This window comes from Bacillus cereus group sp. TH152-1LC (assembly GCF_027710505.1).
GTDB lineage: Bacteria > Bacillota > Bacilli > Bacillales > Bacillaceae_G > Bacillus_A > Bacillus_A mobilis.
In genome coordinates, this window is the sequence record NZ_JAQFNK010000023.1 from 36,056 (window position 1) to 62,032 (window position 25,977).

A 25,977-nucleotide genomic window follows, 5' to 3' on the forward strand; every position below is an offset into this window, starting at 1 on the left:
TTTTTATATTTCTTATAAAATTCTCACTACATTTAAACTTGCCGTAATCGCACCTGCTATAGTGGTCACATGCCCTACACCTAACGGACCATTTTGTAATATTAATGTTGAATTTGCACTCGTTACATTCACAAGAAGTGTATTTGAAATGGCTGGTTCAATTACTACAGTTGATGTCGTTACGTTTTGTATAAAACTCCCTGTTAGTTGGGCTCCATTTAATAATAATCTTACAGATACTGTCTCATTCCCCGCACTTGCATCTCCTTGAAAATAATAACTTACTAAATATATGCCTGGCGTAGATACGGTAACCGTTGTGGCACTAGTTAAAGATACACCTGTTCCATATACTGTAGATCCACTATTAATTGGAATATTGGCATTTGCTGCAATGGCACTCGTTGATGTAGAAAAGAAATAGCCGCCACCTGTTGATATAGCAGATGATCCGGTTGATCCTGTTAAGCCGGTTGGGCCCGTGGCACCGGTTGGGCCTGTTACTCCCGTTCCCCCTGTTGCTCCTGTTATTCCTTGGATTCCTTGGATTCCTGTTGGGCCTGTTGCACCAGTCGCTCCCGTCGCTCCGGTTGATCCGGTTGCTCCCGTCACACCTTGAGGACCTTGAATTCCTTGGATTCCTTGAGGACCTGTTATTCCCGTCGCTCCTGTTGCTCCCGTCGGACCAGTTATCCCTTGTGGTCCTTGGATTCCTTGCACGCCTTGTGGACCGGTTACTCCTGTCTCGCCTGTTGCACCCGTTTGACCTGTTACCCCTTGTGGTCCTTGAATTCCTTGGATGCCTTGTGGACCAGTTGCTCCCGTCGGTCCGGTTGCACCCGTTGGACCGGTTGGACCTGTTGATCCGGTTATCCCTTGTATTCCTTGAGGTCCAGTTGGGCCTGTTGGACCAATCGGACCTTGGATTCCTTGCAGACCTTGAATACCCTGTGGACCGGTTGGACCCTGGATTCCTTGGATTCCCTGAATTCCTTGCGGGCCTGTTGCACCTGTTGGACCCATTGGACCCTGTGGACCTTGCACTCCTTGTATTCCAGTCGCACCAGTTGGACCTATACCTCCTTGTGGCCCCTGAATTCCTTGTATCCCTTGAGGACCGGTTGGACCAGTTATACCACTTGGACCTTGCAACCCTTGTAAACCTTGAGGACCGGTTGGACCGATTGGGCCTTGTATTCCTTGAAGACCTTGTAATCCGGTTGGGCCCGTTGCTCCCATTACTCCTTGCTCACCTTGTATTCCTTGTATTCCTTGCGGGCCTGTTGGACCAATTGGACCTTGTGCCCCTTGCACCCCTTGAGGACCTGCCTGCCCCGTTGCTCCTATCGGTCCCTGCACTCCTTGTAAACCTTGTAAACCGGTTGGACCTGTTACTCCCATTACTCCTTGTGGACCTTGAATTCCTTGGTCACCTGTTGGACCTGTTACCCCCATTGGCCCCTGTACGCCTTGCAAACCTGTTAAACCGGTTGCACCTGTAGGTCCTTGTATTCCTTGCACCCCTTGAATGCCAGTCGCTCCTGTTGCTCCGGTCGCCCCTGTTGCTCCTGTTGCTCCTGTTGGACCTCCCGGTGATCCTGCTGGACCAGTTGGACCGGTTGGGCCTCCTGGCGGACCAGTTGGACCCGTTGCAGATCCAGTTGGACCTGTTACCCCCGCCTGACCTGTCGAACCGGTTGGACCTGGATCCCCTTGCAAACCAGTTGCACCCGTTGGCCCTATTACACCTTGCACTCCTTGAATTCCTTGAGAGCCGGTTGGACCAGTCGGACCAATTTCACCTTGCACCCCTTGTATACCTTGTATTCCTGTTGGACCCGCCTGCCCGATTTCGCCTTGTATGCCTTGTATACCTTGTATTCCTGTTGGACCTGTTTCTCCCATCGGCCCTGGTATACCTTGTATCCCTTGTATTCCGGTTGGGCCAATCGGCCCCCTTTCTCCTTGTATACCTTGAACACCTTGAATTCCCTGTGGACCTTGTTCCCCCATCGGTCCTTGAATACCTTGAGCACCCCGTGGTCCTGTTAAACCAGTTGGACCCGTTGGACCTATTTCTCCCTGCACCCCTTGCACTCCTTGAATTCCTGTAGGACCTGTTGGACCAATTGGCCCTTGTACGCCTTGTATTCCTTGCGATCCAGTCGGTCCACCTAAAGAACCTGTCGGACCCGTTGGACTAGTTGGCCCCGTAATACCTGACGCCGGAAAAGGAATAGGTGCTTGAAACTTACTACACTTATCTTGATCCCTCACAAGCATCTCCCCCGTTATAACTAACGTGTCAAACTATTTTTAATACATTTAAACTAGCAGTTATCACACCAGATAATGTCGTTACATGCCCAATAGCTAATGGGCCATTTTGTAAAGATAAAGTAGCATTTGAAGAAGCAACATTAATGACCATCGTATTAGAAATCGCTGGTTCTAATACAAAAGTACCTCCTGTAACATAAAAAATAAAACTCCCCGCGACTTGCGTTCCATTTAAAGTAAGCCTCACGGAAATCGTTTCATTCCCCCCATTTGGATCACCTTGAAAATAATAGCTGACTAAATATATTCCCGGCGTACTTAACGTTACAGTTGTTGCATTTGTTAAACTCACATCAGAACCAAAAACTGTAGATCCGGAATTAATTGGTATTAATGCATTCGCTGCAATTGCACTCGTTGAAGTAGAAAAGAAATAACCGCCACCGCTAGGTAAACCAGTCGCTCCTGTTGCACCTACAATTCCTAAAAAACCTATAGGCCCTTGACTACCTTGCGCTCCAGCTGGACCTACACTACCGTTAACCCCTGTTATCCCCCTTGCCCCAGTTGGGCCTTGTATTCCTTGAGGACCTTGCACTCCTTGTATTCCTGTTACTCCCGTTGCACCAGTAGGTCCGGTCATTCCTGTACTTCCTTGTATCCCTATTATCCCTTGAACGCCTTGTATCCCTTGTACTCCGGTTGCTCCTGTTTCTCCAGTTTCCCCCGTAACCCCAACATTTCCTTGTGCTCCTTCAGGTCCCTGATTACCTTGCGCACCTTGCACTCCTTGTGGTCCTGTTATCCCGTTTTCTCCTATATTCCCTTGAGGACCTCGAATTCCTTGCGCACCTGTCGGACCGGTTATTCCCTGTATTCCTTGTATACCTTGAGAACCTTGCGCACCTGTTGGACCTACTATACCTTGTATTCCTTGAGGACCTTGCAAACCAATCGCACCAGTTGGACCGATTATTCCTTGGACTCCTTGAAGACCTTGAACACCTTGAGAACCAGTTAATCCAATTCCCCCTTGTATTCCTTGAGGTCCTTGTATCCCTTGCAATCCAGCTGCTCCTGTTTCCCCTCGTATCCCTTGAGGCCCTTGTATCCCTTGTGCTCCAGCTGCTCCTGTTTCCCCTCGTATTCCTTGTGGACCTTGTGCTCCTGCCGCTCCTGTTGTGCCTGTGGGACCGATTATTCCTTGTAACCCTTGTATTCCTTGGGCTCCTACCTGACCTGTTATCCCTTGTATTCCTTGCACACCTTTAGCACCTTCTGCACCTGTTGGCCCAATTTCCCCCTGTGGACCTTGAGTTCCTTGAGGCCCCTCTGCACCTGTTGCTCCTGTTATTCCTTGAACTCCTTGTATTCCTTGTGCACCTTGCATTCCAGCTACACCAATTACACCTTGAGAACCTTGTGCTCCCCTTACACCTTGAGGACCAGTGGGACCAGTTATCCCTTGTATTCCTTGCACTCCTATTAGACCAGTTCCCCCTGTTACACCCCGCGCACCAGTTACACCCGTTGGACCTGTTGGCCCCCCAGGTGGACCGGGCGGGCCAGATGGACCAGTCACTCCACTAGATGGACCAATTGGACCGGTTGTTCCCGTCGGAGCCCCCCGAGGGCCTTCTGGTCCTTGTATACCAATACTTCCAGTTGCTCCTGTTATACCACGTGCTCCTTTTGCTCCTTGAAAACCTATGGATCCGTTTATTCCTTGTATACCTTGAACACCTTGTGGACCTTGAGGACCTATTACACCTGTTATCCCCTTTATTCCGCTTATCCCTTGTGGTCCTTGTATTCCAGTAGAACCAGTTGGGCCAACTACACCTTGTATTCCTTGATCACCTTGGTGTCCTTGCTCTCCAGTAATCCCTTGTATGCCTTGTGGACCTTGTATGCCTTGTGGACCTTCTTCTCCTTGTATACCCGTCGTTCCGTCCTCACCTTGTATTCCTTGCGCTCCTTGGAGACCTTGTGGGCCCGTTACACCTAATATCCCATTTACACCTATTTCTCCCTGCATTCCTTGTGCGCCCGTTTGTCCTTGTTCGCCAATTTCCCCTTGTATCCCCTGAGGACCTTGTAGACCTTGGCTACCAGCAGGGCCTGTAATTCCTTGTATACCTTCTACTCCTTGTAATCCTATATCACCAACTGGACCTTGCTCTCCCATTAATCCTTGAGGACCTTGTAAGCCAACCGAACCAGTAATTCCTTGCTCTCCGGTATCACCAATGGCCCCTTGTATTCCTTGAGCTCCTATTGTCCCTCGTGGACCTTGTATTCCCTCAATACCTTGAGGGCCTTGTGGACCAGTTGCTCCTGTAGGTCCAGTAATTCCCGGAGGCCCGACCGGACCTTCATGCCCTCCAGTTGGACCAGTTGGGCCACTATCACCTGTAGGGCCAGTTACTCCTATAAGCGGAAGAGGCAGTGCCACTCCAAATTTTTTGCACTTTCTATGACGACGCACAACAATCCCCCTTCCCCAAAAATAATTACACCTTTTATATGAAATGCATTTTTATAAGAAAAGTACACCTCTGACCTCATTTTTTTAAAATAAAGAAGCCTATCATTTCATCCATTTGAAATGATAGGCTTCTGTTTATAAAAACACTTTACTTTCTCGCCTTAATAATAAAAGTAGTTGGCACCATCCTCGCTTTATATAATGAATAATATTTCGTAGACGGCTCAGCCCGTTCTCCACCAAACGAAGTCGATGGTTCAGGTTCTTCTATTCTCTCAATTGTAAACCCCGCTCTATTTAACTCATTTATGTATGTACTTATTTTTCTCTTATATAATGTCGCTTGTACATTTTCTCCTTTAAATGTTTCAAACGTAATAGGAGTTTCCTTATGATAAGAATATTTAAAAGCAATTTCTTCTGTACCATACTGTAAATTTGAATATACTGGGTGCTCCCAACTAAAAATAAAACTTCCTCCTGGCTTTACATATGAATAAATTAGCTCCAACGTTTTTCTTAAATTAGAAGACCAACCTAATGCGTAAATGGAGTATACAATATCAAAATACCCTTTCGGAATATCGCCTTCTTCTTCCATTGCTCCGCATATTAACGTTGGATTCCAACACTTTAACGTTTCATTTGCTGTTTTAATTTGTTCACTTGAAAGATCAAGACCCCATAATTCCTCTGCCCCATGATCTGCCATATATTGCAACGAATGCCCACTTCCACACCCAATATCAAGAACCTTTTTATTTCTAATTGAATCGAACAAATGAATCTCATCTTCAGACGCTGTATACGGGCCGTATTTCGGTAAACAATCTACTTGAAAGAAATAAGGTGCCACTGTATCCCAGCACTTTTTGTTTAACGCTAACATTTGTGTACCTTTCATAATTCTACATTCCCCCATCCCATTTTCTTCCCCTACTATAAATTACACATTATAACCTGATTTTCCTTTTCTCTTCGCTCGGTAATTTTTCACTTTGGCGATTATCTCGCACACTCTTCCTCCTTCCACGCAATCATTATTCAGAATCAAAAAGCGACCTATAATAAAAAGATTCGACCATCATATGTGACAGTCGAATCTTTTCACTCTCCATATTCAAGATGATTATGTCTTTTACAACCAAATAAATAGCACCCCCCTAAATGATAAGTTTCAAATTCTAACTCTGGAACATATCCAGATTTGATACGTGCTATCATTGCTTTATAACAATGATTCTCTTCTGTATATTCCTCAATTAACTCTTTCTTATCTTCTTCTGTCCAGTTTTCTTCTACTTCCTCATTTTTAACATCTTCTATTTCTGCTGTTTTCGCTTCGATAGATTCCCGTATCACTTCATTTATACGCGTGAAATTATTAGCTTTATATAGAGCATAAACCAATCTACCAATCCAATCGGGGCTTTTCCAAACTTCTTTGTATCCCTTTTCGAAGCATTGAATGGCTTCTTTATAGCACTTCAACTCAACGTATAAATCTGCTACATTAATTTCTCCTACAAAATCATCAGATTTCCTGTTAAAAGCATCTAACTTCTCTTTCGCTTCTGTCGTTCGTCCTAAATCAATTAAACATTTTACATAGATATACATGATATAGTCCGAACCCCCTGCAACTCGCAAGAAAAATTCTGAAGCTTTTTCAAACTCTCCAAGGTTATAATGTGCTACAGCTACATTGTGAAATGCTTCATCCGATGGTTGAATCGAAATAGACTTTTGTAATACTTCTTTCGCTTCTTCCCATCTTTCTTGTTTTATGTAAATGTCCCCTAAAATGTTATAAGGAAAGTATGAGGAAGGATTCAACTTAATAACTTCTCTTATTAATTCAAGAGCTTTAGCATCATTCTCTTCCTCATAAAAGTACATCCAAGCAAGATTATTGAGGGATTGTACATCTCTAGATTCATGTACCGCTCGTTGAAACAGTTCCATTGCTTCCTCACATTTATTTTGTTCAAACGTTTCAATTGCCTTCTCGTTAATGTTCAAATAACTACCTCCTAAGTGAATAAATTCCTCTATGCCCTATCATTATTTTAATATGTAAAAATTGTAATTTCTATAAAAAAGAGAGGAATCTTTTTCAAAATAGATTCCTCTCTTTTTATATGGGAATTATGCCTTGCTTTTAAAGCTTCACTACTCCCTTTTCTTTACGATGCATGTTCATCTTTCTTCTTCATTAACGCTCTCTTCTTCATTGCCTTCGTTAAATATCCGCCTTTAAATGAGCGAATTTCATAAGAAGACATAAACGCTTTCGGTGCAATTTCATTAATAATTTCTAACAGTTCTTTTTCTCTAGAACGCTTTGCAACGATATCTAAGCGATAGCGGATTGAATTAATACCTTCACCTTCAAATACTGTAACGCCAAATCCAGAGTGACGTAATTCATCTACTAATTCATTACAACGGTCTAGTAAACTAACTTGATACGTAATATAACCAATTGCTAATTTATTCTCTATATAACCGCCTAATAATAGTCCTGTACTAAAGCCAATGACATAGGCAACGATGTTCATCCAATTTGATAAATCTTGAAACACAATACCTAAACTGACAATGTAAATAGCCCCTTCTAACAATCCAACACCAGCAGCGGATCTTGTTTGATTCTTTACAAGCAAAATCGTACGGATTGTCAAAATTGGAACGTAAATAATTTGAAGCACAAAAATAAGTAACGCTTGTAACATTGGTATCCACCTCTTTCAAAAAGTCTTTTGTCATAATAACATACATAACCTTTAGAAATCGATGGCTTTTTAAATTTTTTTACAATATTTTTCATACTATTGAAAAACGTAAAAAAGAAGCGTATTATATTTGTCGTAAATTTGATTCCTTTCATTAGCTCGCTTTAAACACAAAAAGGAACCTCATTAGGCCCCTTTTATCATAGCTCTATGTTTTTCGAAGCATGTTCCCTTTGCTTCTCTTCCTCTTTCACTAACTGTATATTCGCATAGGCTAAATTTGCAATCATTAAAAAGTGACCACCTAAAATGCCTGTACCGAATGCCCACATTTCCATTTCATGCTCAATTTCATACATGATAATAGCTCCTAAAATGGCTGCTGCAAATCGGTTTAAAACTCCTAACCCAGGAGCCTTTTCTTTCATTACGATACTTTTCCCCAGTTTCTCCACTCTACGAGCTAATAACCAAAGACAATATGCACTTACAGCTAATCCGATACCAAACCCTGTTACTTGTTTTCCAAACGGAGTAATCGTCCACATAAGTAGTAAACCACTAAAGATCGCATACAATTGTAATCGATATACACGTAAGGCTGCTTGAATCAAAATATCCGCTCCTAATTTCGCATTTTTTACTTTAGAAGAAAAGCAGCAACTTACACAGTTGCTGCTTTCTCTTCTTCTTGCTCTTGTTCCATCTTACGAATTTCAACACGTTTAATTTGGTAAGCGTCTTTTTCTAACACTTTAAATTCATAACCTTCCGCCTCAACATGTTGTCCTTCTTCAATTTCATGATTTTGCATCATAATCCAGCCACCAATTGTATCCACATCGTCTTCTTCAATGTGTAATCCAAACAAATCTTTTACTTCTGAAATAAGCACTTTTCCATCAACGATTTTATGGTGCTCATTCACATGCTGAATTGGTGGTGCTTCATCTTCATCATATTCGTCACGAATTTCGCCGACGATTTCCTCCAAGATGTCCTCAAGCGTTACAATCCCTGCTGTTCCTCCGTACTCATCATATAAAACAGCCATCGGAATTCGCTTCTTCTGCATTTGAAGTAATAAATCGTGAATTGGAGTCGTTTCCATCACTTCAATAATCGGACGCATATACGAGCGAATAGATGATAAATCTTTTTGATCCTCGGTCATATATCGAATAAAGAAATCTTTTACATTGACCATTCCGATAATATCATCTTTATCTTCTCCAAAAATCGGATAACGTGTGTATCGCTCATTTTGGATTACTTTCATGTGTTCTTCTACTGAATCTTCCAGGTAGAAACCAACGATTTCTGTTCGCGGTACCATAATCTCTTTTGCAATACGATTATCAAATTCAAAAATGTTATTTACATACTTGTATTCAGCCTGATTAATTTCGCCACTTTCATAACTCTCTGAAAGGATAAGACGTAATTCTTCTTCTGTATGAGCTACTTCATGTTCTGAAGCTGGTTTTAAACCGAACAAGCCAGTTACAACACGAGCTGAACCGTTTAATACCCAAATAAATGGATACATGATCTTATAGAACATCATTAACGGTGTTGCCAATAACAACGTTACTTTTTCAGCCTTTTGAATTGCCATCGTTTTCGGAGCTAATTCCCCTACTACAACGTGTAAATACGTCATTAACATAAAAGCAAGACCAAATGTTAATACTGATGAAACAGAAGGATTTAAGTTCCATTTCTCAAATAACGGGTGTAGTAACTTTTCAATTGTCGGTTCACCTAACCAACCTAATCCCATAGCTGTAACTGTAATACCTAATTGACAAGCAGATAAATATTCATCTAAATTTGTTGTTACTTTTTTCGCTGCTAAAGCACCGCGTTTTCCTTCCGCAACAAGCTGATCGATACGACTTGAACGTACCTTTACAATCGCAAACTCTGCTGCTACGAAAAATCCAGTAAATGCGATTAAAATCGCAACCATGACTAAATTAAATATTTCCAATGAATCCCCCTAGTTTAAAAAACTAAGGTGTCCACCTCCTGTATACTATAATGTTTTCTTATTTGTTCATTAGAAAACATAGCCCGATACAAAAATTAAAGAGGTCGGATTTCACTTTTTTCTATAATAATAGAGCAAGTGTCTGTATTAAAGCTGTCGTTTGACCAGATAAAGATTTCGATATTTTTTCACGTTGTGAATCAGTCAATCCATCTAAAAGCGGCTTTAACTCCGTTAACTCTGCTTCTAATCGATGAATATGGTCTGTCACTTCATTCACTTGTTTCGAAACGTGTTCATTGATACCGAGCAGCTTCTTCTTCTCCTCGATTTTCTCTTTAATCTCACAAAGCGGCATATGCATTTCTTTGCACTTCTCAATAAATTGTAATGTCTCAAATGCTGTTTCATCGTAATAGCGATAATTAGATTGAGATCGCTCCGCTTTTAAGATTCCTAGATTCGTATAATAATCAATCGTTCGTTTCGACACGTGAGCCATGAGAGCCAACTGTCCGATTCGATACACCTTCCCAACGATCTTCCCCCCTTGTTTATATTACTACCATCATACAATACATAAACTGTACAGTCAAACGTGACGGTTTCTTTTTCACAATTTATACAAAATGTATCGTCTCACCTTATACGATCTATTCTATTAAATTAACTATATAATAAAATACCGAAATTCAATAAACTAAAACGAACAGAATGTAACCATGATATTTCCCGTTCCTTTCTAATTTTAAGTACATATCATAACAACATCGATATCAAATTCTTTTTTATAAGTAGGAGGAAAAAATGAAAGCTGTTATTCTTGCAGGTGGATACGGGACTCGGATTGGAGAAGAAACACATTTAAAACCAAAACCTATGATTGAAATTGGAACAAAGCCTATTTTATGGCACATTATGAGTTTGTATAGTCATTACGGCATTACTGAGTTTATTATTTGCTTAGGCTATAAAGGATATGCAATTAAAGAATTTTTTCTAAATTACAACTTACACATGTCAGATTTCACAATACATTTAAGCGACAATACAATTACTAGCCATTCTCATCGTATTGAACCGTGGAAAGTTACACTGATTGATACCGGTCTAAATACTGAAACGGGTGGACGGGTTAAAAAAATACAACATTACATCGGGAACGAACCTTTCTGCCTTACTTATGGTGATGGATTAAGCAATGTAAATATAAAAGAACTCATTGCATTTCATAAAAAACAAGGAAAAACAGCTACTGTTACAGCCGTACAACCTCCTGGTAGATTCGGTTCTCTCATCTTAGATAAACAGTCTGTCACATCTTTTCAAGAGAAACCACTCGGAGATGGTGGATGGGTTAACGGTGGATTTTTCGTTTTAAATCCTGATGTTTTCAATTACATTAATGGAGATAAGTCAGTTTTTGAAACAGACACTTTAGTTCAGTTAGTAAACAAAAACGAATTAGCCGCATATCAGCATACTGGTTTTTGGCATCCGATGGATACATTGCGCGATAAAAATAAATTAGTCGAGCTATGGGAAAATCATAACGCTCCATGGAAGGTTTGGTAATATGGCTTCATCATCTTTTTGGAATAAGAAAAAAGTATTTATTACAGGACATACGGGCTTTAAAGGCTCATGGTTCACCCTCTTTTTAACTTCATTAGGTGCAGAAGTAATCGGCTACTCTTCTCATCCTCCATCCATCCCTAACCTTTTTGAACAAGGTAACGTAGCAAAAGAGTGCACATCCATTAATGGCGACATTACAGATTTCGATTCTTTATTCCGGGCCCTAAAGCAACATAACCCAGACATACTTTTTCATTTAGCAGCCCAGCCGATTGTCACCATTTCATACAAAAATCCTATCGAAACATTTAAAACGAATGTTTTAGGTACTGTTCACGTATTAGAAGCCGCAAAACATATAGAAAGTATACGTAGTATCATTAATGTTACAAGTGATAAATGCTATGAAAATGATGGGAGCGGCAACCAGGCATTCGTAGAAAGTGACCGGTTAGGTGGTTTCGACCCTTATAGCGCTAGTAAAGCGTGTGCTGAACTAGTTGCAACATCCTATCAAAAATCATTCTTCCGCACTCATACTCAGAAAATTGCCTCAGTAAGAGCAGGTAACGTTATCGGCGGTGGTGATTGGGCAGAAGACCGATTATTCCCAGATGTCATTCGTGCATATTTACAAGATGGTACATTAAATATTAGAAACAAACACGCTATTCGCCCATGGCAACACGTATTAGATCCTTTACATGGCTATACCCTTTTAGCTGAGAAGCTATGGAAAGACGCTGAATATGCAGCAGCGTGGAATTTCGGTCCGATGAATGAACCTAACAGAACCGTTCATGATGTCATTCAGGCTATAATGCAATTATGGAATCAACCACTAAAAATACTTTCTCCTCATACAAACACTCCTTATGAATCCCCTATCTTAACACTCGACAGTACAAAAGCAGTAAATAAACTCGGTTGGACACCTAAGTTATCAACAGACCATTCTATCGCGTGGACTGTTGATTGGTACAAAAAATATGCATCTGGTGAAAATATGGAATCTTTCACGCGACAACAAATCGATGCATTCAAAAATTTATAAGGAGGCTATAAAATGGAACAAAAAAAATGCCGTTTTTGCCACTCATTACTAACAAATACTTTTTTAGATTTAGGAGTTTCCCCTCTGGCTAACTCATTTGTAGCTCCTGAAAATTCATATAAGATGGAACCATTTTATCCGCTACACACATTTGTTTGTCACTCTTGTTTGCTTGTACAATTAGATGAATTTGAATCTCCGCACAGTATTTTTCATGACTATCTATACTTCAGTTCTTACTCATCAAGCTGGCTACTACACGCTAAGCAATACGTAGAAATGGCAATTAAGCGTTTTAACTTAACAAACCATTCGAAAGTAATTGAAATCGCGAGTAACGATGGATACTTATTACAATACTTTCAAAAAGAAAATATCGAGACGTTAGGAATTGAGCCAGCAAAAAATGTAGCAGAAATCGCTATCCAAAAAGGAATCCCTACTGAAGTAAATTTTTTCAACAATGACTTAGCAAAAAAATTACCGCAAGCAGATTTAATCGTCGCAAATAACGTATTGGCACACGTTCCGAACTTACATGATTTTGTCGCCGGTTTAAAAACGTTATTAAAACAAGATGGCACGATAACAATTGAATTCCCACACTTATTAAATCTCATATCATGTAAACAGTTTGATACGATCTACCATGAGCATTTCTCCTATTTCTCACTTATAAGTCTTCAAAAAGTTTTAGCTCATCATCATTTACAAATTGTCGATGTAGAAGAACTTGCAACGCACGGTGGTTCATTGCGTATTTTTATAAACCATCATCATGACTCATCCACTATCCATTCCAATGTTACAAATTTAATCCAAAAAGAAGTAGATCACGGGCTAGATACATTAGATTGCTATCTCCTTTTCTCTAAACACATCGAACAATTGAAAATAAATATTTTAAAATTTTTTATCGAAGCAAAAGCTTTAAACAAACAAATTATCGGCTACGGTGCTCCTGCTAAAGGAAACACCCTTTTAAATTATTGCGGGATAGGGAAAGAGTTTCTAGCTTATACAGTAGATAAAAACCCTCACAAACAAAATCTCCTTCTACCAGGCACCCGCATTCCAATAAAATCTCCAGAAGAAATTAAGCGCACAAAACCTGATTATATCCTCATCCTCCCTTGGAATTTAAAAGATGAAATTATGAAAGAATGCTCTTTCATTCGTGAATGGGGCGGCAAATTTTTAGTAACGATACCAGAAGTTGAGGTAATTGAGTCATGAAAAAAGTCCTTGTAACAGGCGGTAGTGGATGGATTGGTAAATATGTTGTAAATTCTCTTATACAAAAGGGATATGAAGTGCACGCCACTTACAATTCAAATAAACCTTCTCACCTTTCTTGTCATTGGCATAAAGTAAACTTACTTTGCGATGAAGAAGTAAAAAAACTCATTTACGACATGAAGCCTAGTCATCTCATTCATTTAGCTTGGGAGGCAGTGCCTCCAGCGTGTTATGTATCTATTCATAATTACTATTGGCTTACATCCAGTATCTCATTAATTCAACACTTCACGACATGCGGCGGAGAGCGAGTTGTTGTTGCAGGTACTGGCGCAGAATATGAATGGTTTAACGGCGTACTATTTGAAGATTCACCGCTTCTTTCCTATAAAACCCCGTATTCATTATGTAAAAACGCACTACACTCCTGGCTACAATCATACGCTGAGCAAAACGACCTCAGCATGTGTTGGGGCCGCATCTTTCATATGTATGGCCCTCACGAACAAGGTAATCGGCTCGTTTCTAACATTATCACTTCCTTATTAAAAAATGAGGAAGCACTATGTACACACGGAAAACAATCAAGAGATTTCCTCCATGTGAGCGACGTCGCTGATGCTCTCGTAACAGTATTAGAATATGGCGTTACAGGCACAATCAATATCGCTTCTGGTCAATCTGTACAAATTAAAAAATTAGCTTCTATCATTGCTAAAAAGATAGGAAAAGAACATTTAATGAAACTAGGGGCAATCCCTTTCTCTACAGATGAACCTTTATTTGTCGGCGTTAATGTAGAGCGTTTAAAAAATGAAGTAAACTGGAAACCAACATACGATCTAAATACTGGAATCGAAGAAACAATTTTATGGTGGGAATCATTTATAAAAAAGCATAACGATACGCATCACTAAAACGTAAATCCTTCGTCCCTCTTGCTAAACCCTTATACCATTCTTCTAATTTTTCAGGTGTAATAATATGATGCGTTCCCATTCCCCCTTGTTTACTAGCTTCGGAAAGAGTCGGACCAATTTGTAATTTCCTCTTTCTCATCGCATCGTTCCAAGGGCTGAAACCGAACCATGCAATACATGCAAGTGGCGGATAAACCATAGATTCATGTGCAGATAAATGTCTTCCAACCGTATAACTTCCATGCTCATGATTATGAATAAATCTACCTCTTCTCCATAACGCCCAATCTTCTGGTAAATAACCGTGAAATCGCTGTTTCATTAAAGGTATTCCAAAGTTAAGGTCCGGATAATTATAGTTAAGGTCATCGACCATAATAAGCCCTTCCAGCCAATACATCCTCCCTCCCAATTCATTCAGTGATTTCCAAAACTGATTTTTATCTTGCACACAAAGAAACTCGGTCGTATTTAAAATCATTTTCCATCCTTTCACTTCTTGTTCCACCCTCATTACTTCATTATCTGTCGCTAGCGCATCAAATTCTGGATTTGTAGAATCTCGTACCTCCCAGTGCGGCGCGAACTTTTTACAAATTTCAACCGAACGATCAGTTGAACCTTTATTAATTAAAATACCATGATCAAACAGTTTCGTATGATGAGCAAGCCACCACGGCAATAAATACTCTTCGTTATAAAAATGAGAAATAACGGTTGTAGTAATGTAAATCTCCTCCTCGTTCTCTATTAATCTACTTTTTCATCCTACTGTTACTATACTTATCAGTTATGTAATTGGTTTCTGTTATTTTAAAAATATGTTTTTCTACCATATACTATGCTTTCTTAGACAACCACCATTTCCATTTTCTAAAGAAACACCGACAATAAACTGAAAATTAAGTTATAATATCATTATAAAATTATGAAGGAGGAATGCACTCATGTACTACAACACTTCATTCGAAAACGATCAACCTGTAGGCCGTCTATAAACTAAGGCGGGCATTCAAATAACACGTACACTATGCCTCGTCTTAGGGAACTCATAATACCCTAAAAATAGACGGAGGTACTTTACATGAAACAAACAATTTTAGGAGCTATATGTTTATCACTAGCAGCTAGTATATGGGGTGGTATGTATGTTGTTAGTAAATACGTACTCGACTTTATCCCACCACTGACACTCGTTTGGCTACGCTTTATCATTGCTTTTGTTGTTTTATATGAAATTTTGAAAATAGCTGAGAAAACGCAAAAGAAGAAAGTAACCATTCACAAAAAAGATTGGCTTTTATTCGCTTGGATTGGATTTATCGGATATTTCATTTCGATTACATGTCAATTTATCGGAACAAAATTATCTGACGCTCATACAGGCTCGTTAGTAACATCAGCTACACCTGCATTTATGGTTATATTTGCAGCGATTATTTTAAAAGAAAAACTAACCGCTCGCAGACTGCTATCTACTATAATAGCGACAATCGGTGTCATTATCGTCATTGGATGGGATATTGAAATTGGCTCCTATTTTATCGGTACAATCATATTAGTCGGGGCCGCAATTACATGGGCTTTACTATCCATTTATGTGAAAATTGCTTCAGCTCAATTTTCATCTTTAATTATTACAACGTACGCCATATTCTTTTCACTCTTTTTCATTACACCTTTTATGATATGGGAACTACAATCAACCTCTATCGAAACAGTAAATACGTACGTAATATTAGGCGTAGTTTACTTAGGAGTCGTCTCAACAGCAGGTGCCTTTTTCCTTTGGAATAAAGGATTAGAATTAATGGACGCAAGCATCGGATCATTATTTTTCTTCTTCCAACCTATCGTCGGATCATTGCTTGGTTGGCTGCTCTTAAATGAGACATTAAATAGTAACTTTTTTATCGGTGGTATTCTTATTGTATGTAGTGTTTTCATTACTACTTTTGAAAAGAAATGAAAAAACAGGCAGAGATTTTTAATCTCTGCCTGTTCGTATAATTGGGTCTTGATCATGAAAACCAATACAAACTGGTATATTACTTTGTACATTACTACATGCACTTATAAAATTACATACCGTTCTGGCAATTAAATATACAGTTATCCCAATTGCCTTTTCATTTGTATCAAAACCATTTTTAGCATACACATCTGCTAATTGTATAGACTTCGGTCCCTCAACATCATATGTCCATTCAGAAGCCCAATCATCATCCTCTTCTTCAAGTGGAACATACTCCTCACAAATATAAAACTGGCTATTCCACTCGTAATCAAGATCATACTCAAAATAAATCGCTTTTGCTTCTTCATTAGTAGCCATTTCTACAGCTGCATCCAAACCTACTCGCATACTTTCCTTATATGACTCTAAATTAATTGCTTTAATTCGTTCTGCATATTCTGTAGACGATAACATGCTACAAATTTCAAAATACTTCAATTCTATTCTCTCTATTGATAACGAAAATATATCTTCTTGCATTTCTTCTAAATATTGAAACATATCTAAGCTATTTCACTCCACATTCTTTACGCACTCCAATGCGATGGACGGGACAACATTTTCGGTAATTTCGTATGTGTATCCCCTTTCGCCGCGTTAATTTGAACTTGCGTCAGAAAAATACTATTTGTAAAATCCGCCCCGCGAATATCTGCATCTCGCAAATCTGCTCCAATAAGATCTGCTCCCCTTAAATTTGCTCCATTTAAGTTAGCCGCAATTAAGTATGCTCCTCTTAAATTCGCTCCTTGCAAATCTTTCTTCTTTAAATTTGCCCCCATAAGGTCTGCCCCGCGGTGACTCATTCGTTTCTTATTCATTGCATTCATTTCCTTCCAAACGAGCTCACTCGTTTCTAAAAGTAACACATTTACTTCTGCACGGTGTAACGGAATATTTACTTTCATTAACTCGTCCGCATTTAAATTTGAAAGACGCTCCGTCTCTTCAATTGCTTTACTTAGTTCTTTATGAATCGGTTGTGTCGCCTGTAAAAAAATAGCCTCATTCAAATACCAAAGCATTTCATGAAGCTGATGCATAATCGGGAAAGCATCATACATTTTTCTCGCATGCTTAGCATCTTTCTGCCAATCAATCCCGTTAAATGTGACTTGCGAAATCTTCTGCCCAGCACCGAAACACTCAAATACTGTACAACCTTTATAACCTTCTTCTCTAAGATTTTTATGTATGCTACATTTATAATCTGACTGCAAATTAGAACATGGTTTCCCGCCATCTTTATTCACCGCAAAATCTATCGATGCTGCGAATGGTAATGCTACACAACATAAACCGAAACATTTTTCGCAGTTTGCTTTTAAATGATCATTATGATTAGTCAAAATATATACCCCCTGTTGTCTTTTGACTATTTCATAATATTCCAACTGCATGAAATAATCAATTTTAAAATAAAAGAGCCTCTTTCATTTCAAATCATAACTTTATCATCTAATTTCCTTTCAATTGAAAAAGACAGTTTCTATCAAATGAATTATAATTAAATTACAAATATTCAAATTAAAAGGAGACTTACTATGGCACTCGAAATGAAAACAAACTGTCAAATTTGCGATCAATCTCTCGAACCAACTTCAGAAGCTTACATTTGCGTATATGAATGTACATTTTGTGCACCATGTACAGAAGAGAGACAAAACGTTTGCCCAAACTGCGGCGGCGAATTAGTTCGTAGACCTAAGAAAAAACAGTAAAAAAAGCAAAGCGATATCGCTTTGCTTTTTTTACTGTTTTTTGGGATTTGAAATTATATCAACGATTTTTCAAATATATCGAACAGAATTTCAACTCAAATCAAATGTTCAAAAACTTCACACAAACAGGCTCTGGTACAATAACATCAGATTCTAACAGAGTTAACTCCCCTGTCGTTTCATTTCTTGAAAATAGCACAAGATTATGTGACTTTTCATTTGTAGCAATAAGAAACTTTTCAGTCGGGTCTAATACAAAGTCCCTCGGCCAATTTCCTTCTGTAGATGTATGTGCAACAAATGTAAGCTCACCTGAATTTTGATCCACACTGAAAACAGCAATACTATTATGGCCGCGGTTCGCTGCATATACAAAACGGCCGTCAGAAGAAATATGAATCGCACTTCCTTGACTATTGTCATCAAATTCTTTCGGAACAGTAGAAATATACTGCAACTCTGTAAAGGACCCTTCTTCCGGATGATACGTTAACACAATAACTTCCGAACTAAGTTCAGTCATGACATAAGCGTGCTTTCCGTTCGGATGAAAAGCAATATGTCTAGGACCACTTCCTGGGTTCACAGACAAGCTATTTACTTCTTTTAACTTACTATCTTTTATTTCATACGTAAGTATTTTATCAATTCCTAAATCAACACCCACCACATATTTTTCATCTGGCGTATATCCCGCGTAATGTGCATGTGGTTTCTCTTGTCTTTCTTTGTTCGGACCTGAACCTTTATGCGTCATAATAGATGAAGCAGCATGTACAGTTCCATTTTCCTCATTTACTACAAAAGACTCAATCGTTCCTTTATGGTAATTCGCTGTAACTACCGTACCGTTTTCACTATCCACACTAATATGACAAGGAGAAGCGCCTTCTACTACTTGTCTGTTTTGTTCCGTTAACTCTCCAGTATGACCATTAATTGAATAAGCAGCTACACCACCAGCTTCTCCGTCTTTAACAACAGAATAGAGATATTTATTATTTTTGCTAATCGTTACATATGTAGGGTTATCCACCTTAGCCGCAAGCGTTACATTACTAATTTTATTTGCTTTCGTGTCTAAAATAAATTTATATATTCCTTCACTTTTTTCTTTCGTGTACGTTCCAACATATCCAATAAACTCTTTGTTATCCGCCATTTTCATAACCCTCTCCCTATAGTTTCTGTTCATCATATTTTTTACAGAAAAACCTTAAACTATTTTTTGAAAGAACATCTAAAAAAACTTGAGTATCTATTTATAAGTTACCATATTTTCCTGCCAAATAGCCTCTAAATCCACTTTTTCTGAAAAGCAGCTATACTCTCATATTCTTCTTCCAGATGACGGGCCAAACGAATATAGATCGGTGTTAATTCTTTATATTTCTCCACACTTTCCATGTTTGGCTCATGATAAAAGTTGGCACCTACCATTTCAGAAACTACGTGTAATGAGCCTACTTCACCTAAACTATATAAACCGAGGATTGCCGCTCCTAGGCAAGAGCTTTCGAAACTTTCCGGAACGTATACGTCTTGATGAAAAATATCTGCCATCATCTGTCTCCAAAGTTCTGACCTTGCAAAACCACCTGTCGCTTGAATTTTTTTCGGTTCGCCAATTAATTCTTTTAACGAAAGAAGAACTGTATACAAGTTATAAATGATTCCTTCTAAAACAGCACGGATAAGATGCTCCTTCTTATGGTGTAGTCCAAGCCCAAAGAAAGATCCCCGCGCATTCGCATGCCATAAAGGAGCTCTTTCGCCTGCTAAATATGGATGAAACAATAAACCATCCGATCCAGGATTCACTTTCGCTGCTATTTCCGTAAGCACTTCATATGGATCTTTCCCTAAACGTTTACCATGCTCAACTTCTAACGTACATAATTGGTCGCGAACCCACCTAAAAATCATACCACCATTATTAACTGGTCCACCAATTACCCATAGGTCCTCAGTTAACGCATAACAAAAAGTCCTACCCTTCGGATCCGTTACTGGCTGATTCGTCACAACTCGCACTGCACCGCTCGTACCAATTGTAATAGCAACTACTCCAGGTTCTATTGCATTTACACCTAAATTCGATAGTACCCCATCACTCGCACCGACTATAAAAGGAGTAGTAACACGTACATTCATCTCTCTTGCAAGTTCTTCATTTATCCCGATTAAACTGTGCGTCGTTGGAACAACGGTAGATAGCTTTTCCTCTGTAATTCCTGCAATACGCAAGGCTTCTTCATCCCATTTTAAAGATTTCAAATTGAACATTCCTGTCGCTGATGCAATAGAATGATCAATTACATATTCCTTAAATAACTTATAGAAAACATACTCTTTAATAGAGATGAATTTATAGCTTTTTGCAAATAACTCAGCATGTTCATTTTTAAGCCAAACTAATTTTGAAAGTGGTGACATAGTGTGGATTGGTGTTCCGGTACGAAGGTAAATTTCATGACCATTCATATCATTCTTTATTTTTTCTGCCCAGCTTGCGCTTCTATTATCTGCCCAAGTAATACATCTCGTTAACGGCTTCCCTACTTCGTCTACAGCAATGACACTATGCATGGCCGAACTAAAAGAAACACAAAGAATATCAACTGGCTGCACATTACTTGATTGTATAGTTTCCTTAATCGTATGTATGACCGCTTGAAAAATCTCTTCTGGATCTTGTTCCGCTGTTTCTGGTGCGGGAGAATATAAAGGATATTCAATCCCATGACTTGCAATAACAGATCCATCAACCGAAAACAAAACTGCTTTTGTACTAGTTGTTCCAATATCTACACCAATCATATATTTCGAACTCACTATGTAACCCCTTTCAAATTATTCCGATAACAAAAAAGACACTTCATTATGAGAGCTACGTTTTCATAAACTTCACTCTCATAATGGGGCCTTTTTATAACCATTGTGCTGTTTTGAAACTGCATGGTGTCTTTTCATATTGCTGCTTTCACGTAATAAGGTACCAAACTCGGGATTTATTTTACAGGATGAAGTTACATAAAGATTAGTCCTCTCGTAAAAAAGCAATTTGTGAAAGCTTTACTTCCTTATAACTTAGGCGCTTTCGCCCAATCCGCAGCGAACTTTTCTATACCTTGATCTGTTAATGGGTGCATAGCAAGTTGTTCAATTACTTTATAAGGAATTGTTGCAATGTGAGCACCTGCCATCGCTACACGAGTGACATGATCTGGGTGTCTAACAGAAGCCGCAATAATTTGTGTATCTAATAGATGAACATCGAATAATTCAGCAATTTTAGCAACTAATAATACGCCATCTTCAGAAATATCATCTAAGCGTCCTAAAAATGGAGAAACGTACGTTGCACCTGCTCGAGCAGCTAATAGAGCTTGGTTCACAGTGAAAATAAGTGTAACGTTCGTTTTCACACCTTTTTCAGTAAGGTAGCGACAAGCTTCTAATCCTGCTAGTGTCATCGGAAGTTTTATTGTAACTTTTTCATCGCCACCGTTAATTTTAATCAGTTCTTCTGCTTGAGCAATCATCTCTTCGGCTGTAACAGCATCTGGCGTTACTTCTGCCGAAACAGATTCAACGTTAGGTACTGCCTGACAAATTTCTGCAATACGGTCTTCAAACTTAATGCCTTCTTTTGCTACTAAAGACGGATTCGTTGTAACACCAGCTAAAACACCTAGTTTATATGCTTTTTTTATGTCCTCAAGATTTGCAGTATCAATAAAAAACTTCATGTTTTATTCCCTCCATTTTTTAAACGTTAACGAGTTATACTTGTAAAATGTTTATTTCTTTTCTACTGCATGTCCACCAAATTCATTGCGCAGTGCTGCTACAACTTTTCCTGTAAACGTATCATTGTCTAATGAGCGGTAGCGCATTAATAAAGACATTGCGATAACAGGAGTTGCTGTTTGAAGGTCTAATGCCGTTTCTACTGTCCATTTCCCTTCACCAGAAGAATGCATAACGCCCTTAATTTCATCCAGTTTTGCATCTTTAGAAAATGCATTTTCAGTCAATTCCATTAACCATGAGCGAATAACTGAACCGTTGTTCCATACTCTTGATACTTTTTCATAATCGTAGTCAAATTCACTTTTCTCTAGAATTTCAAATCCTTCACCGATAGCGGCCATCATACCGTATTCAATTCCGTTATGAACCATTTTTAAGAAGTGACCACTACCAGCTTTTCCTGCATATAAGAATCCATTTTCTACAGCTGTATCACGGAAAATAGGTTCAACGATATCCCAAGCTTCTTGATCTCCTCCGATCATGTAACAAGCACCATTACGAGCGCCTTCCATTCCGCCAGAAGTTCCTGCATCCATAAAGTGAATACCATCTTTCTTTAATTGCTCATATCGGCGAATAGATTCTTTATAATGCGAATTACCAGCTTCAATTAAAATATCTCCTTTTGATAAAAGCGGTGTAATCTCATTAATAACAGAATCAACAACAGCATGCGGAACCATTACCCAAAGAATTCTTGGTGATTCCAATGATTGAACAAGTTCGCTTAAACTAGATGTACCTGTAGCACCGTACTCTTTCATTTCTTCCACTGCACTCGTATTTAAATCAAATGCTGCTACTTCATGTTGATGATCCATTAAATTCTTCCCTAAATTTAATCCCATTTTTCCTAAACCAATTAATCCTACTCTCATAATATAATTCCTCCTTGAATTACCTTTCATCATAAATACACATTAATACAATGATGAATATCTTTTTGTCATATTGCTTTACTTGTAAGAATGTACTTATTTTTTCAATTCCTCATCTAGCCACCATTTAAACTCACTCTCTTGTAATAGAGCATTCGCAGTATCTGGACCATACGAACCCGACTTATATTCATGAAGTGGTAACAAGTTTTCCTCGAATGCTTCAAGTATCGGCTGTATCCATTCCCATGACAATTCAACTTCTCTCCAGTGTGCAAAGAATGTAGAATCTCCGCATATAGCATCATAGATAAGTCTTTCATAAGCTTCAGGTATTCCCACTCCTGTTTGCTCACATGTAAAATGGATACGGATCGGTTCAAGCTCTCCATTGTTCAATGGATTTTTACTATTTAATTGGAGTGAAACATTTTCATTTGGGCTAATTTCAATGATTAACAAATTAGGCTCCGCATTTGGATTACTATCTTGATATTGCTGTTTTAATGTATTTTTAAATTCAATTACAATACGAGTAGATTTTTCTTTCATTCTTTTTCCTGTTCGTATATAAAAAGGAACGCCAGTCCAAAATGGGTTATCAATCCATAGGCGCGCCGCAACAAATGTGTCTGTTTGAGAAGAAGGATTTACTCCTGGCTCCTCTCTATACGCTGCAACTTGTTGGCCCTTTATCTCCCCTGAAGCATATTGCCCGCGAATGATATGGTTCTGAACGTCTTCTTTTTTCACTTTACGAAGAGTCTCCATTACCTTTCGTTTTTCCTCACGAATTTCACATGCATTTATCTTTTCCGGCAAATTCATTGCAGTCATCATTAATATTTGCAACATATGATTTTGAACCATATCGCGAATGGCCCCTGCATGATCATAATATCCTGCCCTTTCTTCTACACCAACCGTTTCACTCGCTGTTATTTGTACATTCGCAATATGTTCTTTATTCCAAATCGATTGGAGAACAGGATTTGCAAATTCAAGTGCTTCAATGTTTTGAATCATCGGTTTACCTAAATAATGATCAATACGGTATATTTCGTCTTCTTCAAACGTTCGGCTAAGCTTATCATTTAGCTCTCGAGCAGATGGAAGATCATGACCAAACGGTTTCTCAATCATTAGACGTTTCCATCCATCCGTTTCATCGAGGCCACTTTCCTTAATGTTTAAAGCAATGGTCTCAAAGAAGTCAGGAGTAACTGAAAGGTAGAACATTCTATTCCCTTGTATATTTTGTTCTTCTTCCCTTTCACGAACTACTTGTAATAACCTTTTATAATCTTCCGGCTTATTCACATCTAACGGACAATAACGAAAATACTCTAAAAAATCTTCTACTTCCGGAGTACCTTCTTCCCTGCGACGAGAAAAAGTTTCTATGGATTCTTTTACTCTTTTTTGAAAATCTAAATGAGATACTTCACGTCTTCCAAGCCCAATAACGGATATTTGCTTTGGAAGCTTTTGATCTCTATATAAATTATATAGCGCGGGGTAAATTTTTCTTTTAGCTAAATCCCCTGTTGCTCCAAATAAAACAAAGGTCATTGATTCCAATTTCAGTCCCCCTCGTGATGTATAGTCATTGTTACCATAGTAAAAATGCATTGTACAGAAGCTGCCATTATGGTTGATCCACTCTTGCTTCTTAACTTTTAATTTTTTATATTTGTCGCTTTCTAATTGTCCCCAATATTAATAGTGGCAATTCAAAGCATTTTTACCACATACTACTTACCTACTTTAACTTATATAAAATAACTTAATTACTTTTAGTAATTTAATTATGTTATATCCACCATATTAACTACATAGATTATTCTCGTCAAGAAAATTGTCTCGAATTAAAGATTTTCCATTCCGTAACACCTTATTAGAAATATGTTCATGAATTGCATAATAAAAAGGCAAAACCGAACATATTCTTGTTCGATTTTGCCTTTTTACTATTGCTTCAAATGATTTTTAACTGCCCTTATAACTAATTCATGATCTTCTTCTGGTGGTAATCCTGAAACAGTTATCATTCCAATAACCCCTACGTCTTTTATTTGGACAGGAACACATCCACCAAACGCAGCATAATCCGACCTATCTAAAAGATACTTTTCATTATATGGAACGCCCGTTATTTCACTTTGTATTTGCATATAATACGAGCTATGATTGTGCAAAGAAACAACTCGTTTTTTACGCTCAATCCATTGCGTATTTTCTGCAGTTGTCCCTGTCATCTTAAAATGAAATAGTTGTACACCATTTTTCGCTATATCAACAGCAATCAATTTCCCTTCCTTTTTCGCTGTTTCAACGATAAATAAACCTATTTGCAGTGCATCTTCATTTGTAAAAGAGGAAAATTGAAGTGTTTCCTCCTCTATTAAAATTTGTTTACTGATTTCATTCAAATTTGAAGTACTCATATGTTTATCCCCCTTACTCAACTTTATGCGACTCTATCGTAAGACCTTTCCATATAACTAATACTGTAAAGCGTACTCTTTTCTTCCTGGTACTATTATGAATTATATTTAACTCATTAAAAATGTATGTCCTCTAGTACTAAACATTTCGTATAGAAGTTTTCTTCCCGCTACTACTTACAAGCATAAAAAAACCAGTTACTTAAGCAACCGGTTCGCTAACAATTTTATATGGGATATTCATTCAACCAAAGGAATGCTTGTTCATAATCATCAAAAAATTTTACTGATTCTTTTGTATTAGATTGTTGTAAATAATTCAGTATCTCCCCTTCTTCAAGAAGAAAAGCAATTGCCTTACTGTGTTTCAAAATCGTTTCATTGAAAAACTTATCTTTCCATGCTTTTTGAACAGAAAAATGATCTGGCGTATATCCTTTTCTATCCACCAACAATTTGTATTTCCGTCCCTCGGAAATAAATTGCTGACAAACTTGCTCGAAATTATTAAACCATTCATACACATCATCTGTTTTAATCTTGCCGATAAGACGGGTAACAATTATATCTGCCGAAACTGTTGTGCTAATATTCAGTTCATTCAACCTAGAATCATCTCCCTTAGCTACAATTATGCGGAAATATCTCATAAAATCAATACATTTAAAATGTAATGCTTTAAAGCAACCTTATTTACGAAAAGAGGCTGTGTAGAAGATGATCTTTTGTCACTCATTAAAAAAGGGACAGACTCTCCAAACGGAGAATCCTGTCCCAAAATCGTTCTATTTTATATTGCAATAGAACT

General features: G+C 38.4%; 23 protein-coding genes and 2 pseudogenes. 6 read left to right on the plus strand and 19 right to left on the minus strand.

All coding sequences use genetic code 11. The annotated features are described in order from the left end of the window. Positions 1-12: 12 nt before the first annotated feature. From PDL00_RS29145 to PDL00_RS29185, 9 genes and pseudogenes are all read right to left on the minus strand, one after another. Entirely contained in the window at positions 13-2,283 is a 2,271-nt protein-coding gene (locus PDL00_RS29145) for a collagen-like protein (protein ID WP_270733033.1), read from the minus strand. Positions 2,284-2,305: 22 nt separating this feature from the next. Continuing rightward, positions 2,306-4,768 (minus strand): collagen-like protein, encoded by a 2,463-nt coding sequence (locus PDL00_RS29150; RefSeq protein WP_270733036.1) that lies wholly within the window; start codon positions 4,766-4,768, stop codon positions 2,306-2,308. A gap of 148 nt (positions 4,769-4,916) precedes the next feature. After that, positions 4,917-5,672 carry a class I SAM-dependent methyltransferase gene (locus PDL00_RS29155; protein ID WP_270733039.1) on the minus strand — a complete coding sequence of 252 codons (756 nt, stop codon included), beginning with the start codon at positions 5,670-5,672 and terminating at the stop codon, positions 4,917-4,919. Positions 5,673-5,714: 42 nt separating this feature from the next. Next, positions 5,715-5,798: pseudogene (locus tag PDL00_RS29160) on the minus strand (CGNR zinc finger domain-containing protein); the annotation flags it as partial. Positions 5,799-5,875: 77 nt separating this feature from the next. Then, positions 5,876-6,790: a tetratricopeptide repeat protein gene (locus tag PDL00_RS29165; RefSeq protein WP_270733041.1), complete on the minus strand. Its 915-nt coding sequence runs from the start codon at positions 6,788-6,790 to the stop codon at positions 5,876-5,878. Between the two features lie 164 nt (positions 6,791-6,954). Next, positions 6,955-7,503, minus strand: coding sequence for a DUF2179 domain-containing protein (locus PDL00_RS29170; RefSeq protein ID WP_000938441.1), 549 nt, complete (start codon positions 7,501-7,503; stop codon positions 6,955-6,957). A 200-nt stretch (positions 7,504-7,703) separates the two neighbouring features. After that, positions 7,704-8,117, minus strand: coding sequence for an ATP synthase subunit I (locus PDL00_RS29175; RefSeq protein ID WP_061678950.1), 414 nt, complete (start codon positions 8,115-8,117; stop codon positions 7,704-7,706). Between the two features lie 50 nt (positions 8,118-8,167). After that, complete coding sequence (locus tag PDL00_RS29180) at positions 8,168-9,496, minus strand: hemolysin family protein (RefSeq protein ID WP_088029478.1); 1,329 nt, start codon at positions 9,494-9,496, stop codon at positions 8,168-8,170. Positions 9,497-9,617: 121 nt separating this feature from the next. Continuing rightward, positions 9,618-10,025 carry a MerR family transcriptional regulator gene (locus tag PDL00_RS29185; RefSeq protein WP_000285637.1) on the minus strand — a complete coding sequence of 136 codons (408 nt, stop codon included), beginning with the start codon at positions 10,023-10,025 and terminating at the stop codon, positions 9,618-9,620. Between the two features lie 278 nt (positions 10,026-10,303). Between PDL00_RS29185 and rfbF the strand changes: the two genes are divergently transcribed. The 4 genes from rfbF to PDL00_RS29205 are packed head-to-tail and all read left to right on the plus strand — an operon-like array spanning position 10,304 to position 14,284. Next, entirely contained in the window at positions 10,304-11,071 is a 768-nt protein-coding gene (rfbF, locus tag PDL00_RS29190; RefSeq protein ID WP_242256031.1) for a glucose-1-phosphate cytidylyltransferase, read from the plus strand. Between the two features lies 1 nt (position 11,072). After that, complete coding sequence (gene rfbG, locus PDL00_RS29195; protein WP_270733047.1) at positions 11,073-12,128, plus strand: CDP-glucose 4,6-dehydratase; 1,056 nt, start codon at positions 11,073-11,075, stop codon at positions 12,126-12,128. 12 nt (positions 12,129-12,140) lie between these two features. After that, positions 12,141-13,364: a class I SAM-dependent methyltransferase gene (locus PDL00_RS29200; RefSeq protein ID WP_270733050.1), complete on the plus strand. Its 1,224-nt coding sequence runs from the start codon at positions 12,141-12,143 to the stop codon at positions 13,362-13,364. Next, on the plus strand, positions 13,361-14,284 hold the full coding sequence (locus PDL00_RS29205) for an NAD-dependent epimerase/dehydratase family protein (RefSeq protein ID WP_242256025.1): 924 nt from the start codon (positions 13,361-13,363) through the stop codon (positions 14,282-14,284). The genes PDL00_RS29200 and PDL00_RS29205 overlap by 4 nt, the downstream gene beginning before the upstream one ends. On the opposite strand, the gene PDL00_RS29210 is transcribed toward PDL00_RS29205, so the two are convergent. Further along, on the minus strand, positions 14,253-15,038 hold the full coding sequence (locus PDL00_RS29210; protein WP_270733087.1) for a glycosyltransferase family 2 protein: 786 nt from the start codon (positions 15,036-15,038) through the stop codon (positions 14,253-14,255). The two genes, PDL00_RS29205 and PDL00_RS29210, sit on opposite strands and share 32 nt — an antisense overlap. A 333-nt stretch (positions 15,039-15,371) precedes the next feature. Here PDL00_RS29210 and PDL00_RS29215 point away from each other — a divergent pair, with 333 nt between their 5' ends. Further along, positions 15,372-16,256: a DMT family transporter gene (locus PDL00_RS29215; RefSeq protein ID WP_270733053.1), complete on the plus strand. Its 885-nt coding sequence runs from the start codon at positions 15,372-15,374 to the stop codon at positions 16,254-16,256. Positions 16,257-16,274: 18 nt separating this feature from the next. Here the strand turns inward: PDL00_RS29215 and PDL00_RS29220 are convergent, their stop codons facing one another. Continuing rightward, positions 16,275-16,805, minus strand: coding sequence for a hypothetical protein (locus tag PDL00_RS29220; protein ID WP_270733056.1), 531 nt, complete (start codon positions 16,803-16,805; stop codon positions 16,275-16,277). Between the two features lie 26 nt (positions 16,806-16,831). Further along, entirely contained in the window at positions 16,832-17,653 is an 822-nt protein-coding gene (locus PDL00_RS29225; protein WP_242256019.1) for a pentapeptide repeat-containing protein, read from the minus strand. A 195-nt stretch (positions 17,654-17,848) separates the two neighbouring features. On the opposite strand from PDL00_RS29225, the gene PDL00_RS29230 reads away from it, so the two are divergent. Then, positions 17,849-18,025 (plus strand): DUF1272 domain-containing protein, encoded by a 177-nt coding sequence (locus PDL00_RS29230; RefSeq protein ID WP_242256016.1) that lies wholly within the window; start codon positions 17,849-17,851, stop codon positions 18,023-18,025. Positions 18,026-18,125: 100 nt separating this feature from the next. Here PDL00_RS29230 and PDL00_RS29235 read toward each other — a convergent pair whose 3' ends face one another. The 7 genes and pseudogenes from PDL00_RS29235 to PDL00_RS29265 form a co-directional block, all read right to left on the minus strand. Further along, positions 18,126-19,193, minus strand: coding sequence for a lactonase family protein (locus PDL00_RS29235; protein WP_242256014.1), 1,068 nt, complete (start codon positions 19,191-19,193; stop codon positions 18,126-18,128). Positions 19,194-19,321: 128 nt separating this feature from the next. Next, positions 19,322-20,863, minus strand: a complete 1,542-nt coding sequence (gntK, locus tag PDL00_RS29240; RefSeq protein WP_270733089.1) for a gluconokinase — start codon at positions 20,861-20,863, stop codon at positions 19,322-19,324. 245 nt (positions 20,864-21,108) lie between these two features. Beyond that, entirely contained in the window at positions 21,109-21,777 is a 669-nt protein-coding gene (fsa, locus tag PDL00_RS29245; protein ID WP_000667684.1) for a fructose-6-phosphate aldolase, read from the minus strand. A gap of 51 nt (positions 21,778-21,828) precedes the next feature. Then, the gene (gene gnd / locus PDL00_RS29250) at positions 21,829-22,722 is read right to left on the minus strand and encodes a phosphogluconate dehydrogenase (NAD(+)-dependent, decarboxylating) (protein ID WP_242256012.1); all 894 of its coding nucleotides are present in this window, start codon (positions 22,720-22,722) and stop codon (positions 21,829-21,831) included. A gap of 96 nt (positions 22,723-22,818) precedes the next feature. Beyond that, positions 22,819-24,303, minus strand: coding sequence for a glucose-6-phosphate dehydrogenase (zwf, locus tag PDL00_RS29255; RefSeq protein ID WP_270733060.1), 1,485 nt, complete (start codon positions 24,301-24,303; stop codon positions 22,819-22,821). A gap of 389 nt (positions 24,304-24,692) precedes the next feature. Further along, positions 24,693-25,169 carry a heme-degrading domain-containing protein gene (locus PDL00_RS29260; RefSeq protein ID WP_098345519.1) on the minus strand — a complete coding sequence of 159 codons (477 nt, stop codon included), beginning with the start codon at positions 25,167-25,169 and terminating at the stop codon, positions 24,693-24,695. 227 nt (positions 25,170-25,396) lie between these two features. Then, positions 25,397-25,905, minus strand: a pseudogene (locus PDL00_RS29265) (STAS/SEC14 domain-containing protein). Positions 25,906-25,977 lie beyond the last annotated feature (72 nt).

Bases quoted from the DNA above. Each gene is read 5' to 3' on its own strand.
- PDL00_RS29145 (WP_270733033.1), bottom strand. From the start codon at position 2,283: ATGCTTGTGAGGGATCAAGATAAGTGTAGTAAGTTTCAAGCACCTATT.
- PDL00_RS29155 (WP_270733039.1), bottom strand. From the start codon at position 5,672: ATGAAAGGTACACAAATGTTAGCGTTAAACAAAAAGTGCTGGGATACA.
- PDL00_RS29170 (WP_000938441.1), bottom strand. From the start codon at position 7,503: ATGTTACAAGCGTTACTTATTTTTGTGCTTCAAATTATTTACGTTCCA.
- rfbF (WP_242256031.1), top strand. From the start codon at position 10,304: ATGAAAGCTGTTATTCTTGCAGGTGGATACGGGACTCGGATTGGAGAA.
- rfbG (WP_270733047.1), top strand. From the start codon at position 11,073: ATGGCTTCATCATCTTTTTGGAATAAGAAAAAAGTATTTATTACAGGA.
- PDL00_RS29200 (WP_270733050.1), top strand. From the start codon at position 12,141: ATGGAACAAAAAAAATGCCGTTTTTGCCACTCATTACTAACAAATACT.
- PDL00_RS29205 (WP_242256025.1), top strand. From the start codon at position 13,361: ATGAAAAAAGTCCTTGTAACAGGCGGTAGTGGATGGATTGGTAAATAT.
- PDL00_RS29215 (WP_270733053.1), top strand. From the start codon at position 15,372: ATGAAACAAACAATTTTAGGAGCTATATGTTTATCACTAGCAGCTAGT.
- PDL00_RS29220 (WP_270733056.1), bottom strand. From the start codon at position 16,805: ATGTTTCAATATTTAGAAGAAATGCAAGAAGATATATTTTCGTTATCA.
- PDL00_RS29230 (WP_242256016.1), top strand. From the start codon at position 17,849: ATGGCACTCGAAATGAAAACAAACTGTCAAATTTGCGATCAATCTCTC.
- PDL00_RS29235 (WP_242256014.1), bottom strand. From the start codon at position 19,193: ATGAAAATGGCGGATAACAAAGAGTTTATTGGATATGTTGGAACGTAC.
- fsa (WP_000667684.1), bottom strand. From the start codon at position 21,777: ATGAAGTTTTTTATTGATACTGCAAATCTTGAGGACATAAAAAAAGCA.
- gnd (WP_242256012.1), bottom strand. From the start codon at position 22,722: ATGAGAGTAGGATTAATTGGTTTAGGAAAAATGGGATTAAATTTAGGG.
- PDL00_RS29260 (WP_098345519.1), bottom strand. From the start codon at position 25,169: ATGAGTACTTCAAATTTGAATGAAATCAGTAAACAAATTTTAATAGAG.